At 32.9% G+C, this 3,532-nt stretch carries 3 protein-coding genes; all 3 read right to left on the bottom strand.

Going from position 1 to position 3,532, the window contains the following annotated elements; translation table 11 throughout:
• Positions 1 to 339 precede the first annotated feature (339 nt).
• The 3 genes from J7J33_01130 to J7J33_01120 all read right to left on the bottom strand — a co-directional run bounded on the left by J7J33_01130 (position 340) and on the right by J7J33_01120 (position 3,174).
• The gene (locus tag J7J33_01130; GenBank protein ID MCD6167897.1) at positions 340 to 1,122 is read right to left on the bottom strand and encodes a TaqI family restriction endonuclease; all 783 of its coding nucleotides are present in this window, start codon (positions 1,120 to 1,122) and stop codon (positions 340 to 342) included.
• On the bottom strand, positions 1,119 to 2,477 hold the full coding sequence (locus tag J7J33_01125) for an N-6 DNA methylase (protein ID MCD6167896.1): 1,359 nt from the start codon (positions 2,475 to 2,477) through the stop codon (positions 1,119 to 1,121). The genes J7J33_01130 and J7J33_01125 overlap by 4 nt, the downstream gene beginning before the upstream one ends.
• A 232-nt stretch (positions 2,478 to 2,709) precedes the next feature.
• A complete protein-coding gene (locus J7J33_01120) occupies positions 2,710 to 3,174 on the bottom strand; it encodes a hypothetical protein (protein MCD6167895.1) in 465 nt (154 codons plus the stop codon).
• Positions 3,175 to 3,532: the final 358 nt, after the last annotated feature.

The raw sequence follows: 3,532 nt of genomic DNA, 5'->3' as shown, positions 1-3,532 counted from the left end.
GTGCAGTTACAGGAAAGAGTGTTTTGGTATGACTAACAGGCAAAAGAAGGAAAATTATAGAGAAGAACTCGTTGTCCGTGGATGTTGAGTTACAGAGGTTAAATTTTAAGGGAGATTTCTGACTGGGTAGAACTCTTGGAGGTAGTAAATGAGTTTGGTGTTTCCAGTCTTATTCCTATTCATTTTATTCCTTCCTCAAGGATCTTTTTGGGTAACTCTTTAAACATGAGTTTCTTCATGCTTTATCCACTTTATCTGCTGTTATATGACCGAGCGTAAGCAAGGCGAGGAGTGAGGCGACGAAGCGTTTCGCTCTGAAGCCGAATGTAGTTTTATGTTTTACCATATTAAAATTTCCTCATAAGTTATCTTATTTCCCTTTCCAGTTGTTTTTATCTTTTTAAGTATTACCTGATATGTATGTTTTAAGTATTCCTCTCTAAAAATAACGAACTCATTATCAAGTTTAATGAAATTTTTATTGAATACGTCTAAAGCATTTTGAGATTTTATTTTTGTTGATTCTCTCACTCTAGGATTTTCTAGTTTGTTTTTTAGTTCTTCTATGTCTATTACTAAGTACGGTACTTCCACAATAATGTCAGCATGAGTTTGTTGTCTTCTTGTAAATCTACGGTCAGATGCTTCCCTTCTATATGATACTTTCTTAACTTGAATGGCAACTTTTATGTTATCCAATGCAACAATAGCGTCGATTCCCATCATATCTAATTCTGCAGAAGAAATTATCTTCTCTACGAATAGTGCATTCCATAAATATTGAAAATGGAACTGAGTAAGAATAGACATCCATATCCGATATAATCTTGCTCTAAAACCTTCTTCAACAAATTGTAATGAACAACCGTAAAAGTATTTCTTTATAAATTCATAAATGTAAGGATTGAGTTTTTCTGACCAATATATTTTAAAAACTTCATCATAGTCTTTAAAATCAGTTGTTTCCCAGTAATACCTGTAGAATATCTTAAGGGGCAATAGTTCTCTTGGTAAATCTTGTTCTACAGTTTTTATTTGTCTCAAATATGCATATTTTTCGATGTTTATCTTTTTAAGGAAATTTTCAAATTTCTTCAAATCCTCTTTCCAGTTTCTTGTCATGATAACACCTCTTTCAATTTTCTTAATTCTTCTTTTGTAGGTAATGGAAGCATCTTAAGTTGAGTTATGTTAAAATGATATGTAATGTCTCTAAAAATATCATTTACGTATTTTTTTATTATTTCTGTGTTCAAAAATTCAACTACTTCTTTATCTGTGAGGTCAAATTGCATATTTGTTAAAGTATGTTTTCTTAATAGATGATAAACGTCACCCATCCATGGATATGTTTTATAATCATAAGCAGCGCCTACTTGTCCGTCTCCTCTAAAACCTAAGCCGACAACTATATGTGGTTTATAGAAAAAATTTCTTAACTTTGTTTTTTTATTTTCATCTATCCAATATCCTGTCATAGGTTTATAGACCACTTTACCTATTTTTAAATTTCTCCCATTGAGAATTGGAAGTAAGTTGTCCTTATTTAGAATTTCCTTTGCTTTGACGATCTCTGGATTATGTTTTATCTCTGGTGTTCTTGGCGAGATTCTTATTGTGTATATATCGCCAACTCTATAACTGCAAATTTCATCAACTTTCTTGCTAAATTCTGTAGAGAATAACACAACTTCTCCTTTCCAACTATCATTTTCTGTGATTAACCGTAGGTTGGCATTATTATAATCAAATAATGTTATCTTACCCCGTTCTGATTTTGTTTTTACAAATCTTAGAACAACAGTAGTTACATCAGCTTCTGGCTTAAAGATATCATTGCCCATATATATAATTTCAGTTTTGCCTTGTACTGCAAGAAAACTACGAAGTTTTTTGAACTCATCTAAAATTATAAAAGTAGCCGGAATAATAAATATAAGCTGTCCATTATCTCTCAATAATTTAATTGACTTTTCTATAAATGCTCCATAAACATTATATTTCCCATACCATGTTTCATAAATCTCTTTGTATCTTTTTTTGGTTTCATTATCTACCCGTATTGTGTAATGTTCTGATAAACTCGGTATACCATAAGGTGGGTTACCTATAATCACATCAAAACGCTCGTCGGTATTCCAGAGTAGATAATCGTAATGAACGATATGTATACCATGAGCTAAGTTATGTTCATAAATGTATTCAATTACCTCTTTGTTAATTTCCACACCTATTTTAACTAGTGCGGTTTTAAAAATATGTTCTTTACTCTTTTTGATCCCCATCAGAAACTGACAAATTCCACAGGCAGGTTCAAGAATTTTAATACCGTCTGTATTTAATTTTCTCTCATCTATTAGGTTTACCATGAAATCAACAACCCATTGAGGTGTGAAAAATATCCCCCAATCTTTTTTAATGTGTTTGACTTTGTTATTTGCAGCAATAGCATGAACTTCAATATCTATATGTCCCATTATGATCTCCTCTTATGTAATACATAGACTTTAAATTTTTTATGGCTTCGGGGCGGAATGTCATATAACGGTTTGGAGATATGTGAAGTTTGCGAACGAAGTGAGCAAATTTGGGCGTAGCCAAAGGCGAAGCCACATATCTTCCTGTTAGGCGTGGGCGATAGCCCCGAAGTGAGCGTTAGCGAACGGAGAGTCGTGAGCAAAAGGTTCTCCATTAAATCCTCATTTCTTTTTACTGATTTATCCAAATATTTTCTTCATATTTCTTTTGAATGTTGCCATCTCTCATGATTCTGAAGGATAGTTCATTCTCATCCAATATCGCATATATTACATCTATGTTAGCATATTTCCTTGATAGCTTTCTCAAACTACCAGCAATTGGTTCTGAATATTTCTTTCTATCGGTTTCTATCCACGATTGTGGTGCACGCTCTAATGTTGTGAGAGTTGGGCAAAACATTATAAATTGAAGGGTCGGATTCCCAGGTATAGCATGATCAAAATAATCTATTTTCGTAAATAGATGTTCCTCAGTGGCATCAATTGTTTCATACTCAACAATACCAACAATTTCATCATGCTTATTTACAATCGTAATATCTGGCCGATACTGGTGCATTGCTCTCTTTCTTTCTGGATGTTTATATGGTTCTTTGAATTTTATAGACCTCTCAACATCTACAGTGTATTGCATTTTTTGAAACGCTTTGATAAGTATTCCTAAAACTCTAGAATGACATCTACCTCCAGAATAATATTCTCCATAGGACCCAATAAAATTTTGATTAAACAATTTCTTATTCACATATTCCTTAAAACATTCTATTATTTTACTTACTATCTCATCTGTTCTGTTCTGTTCATTTCTTTTCCACCTCATTTTGCTCACGATTACGCCTAACGGTTAGGCTTCTTTCTGAACCAGTTCGTCTATACTTCCATTTTAGTGGTATATGTGAACTGGTTCGGATATACTACCCTATCAAGCCCGACTTCTAGAGAACATAGCCTCCTTACTGATTTTATTGATTGTTTCATCACTCATACAACTA

Source organism: Caldisericia bacterium (assembly GCA_021158845.1).
Taxonomy (GTDB): Bacteria; Caldisericota; Caldisericia; order B22-G15; family B22-G15; genus B22-G15.
The sequence above is the reverse complement of the archived record's forward strand: the minus strand, read 5'-3'. Positions and strand labels throughout refer to the sequence as shown.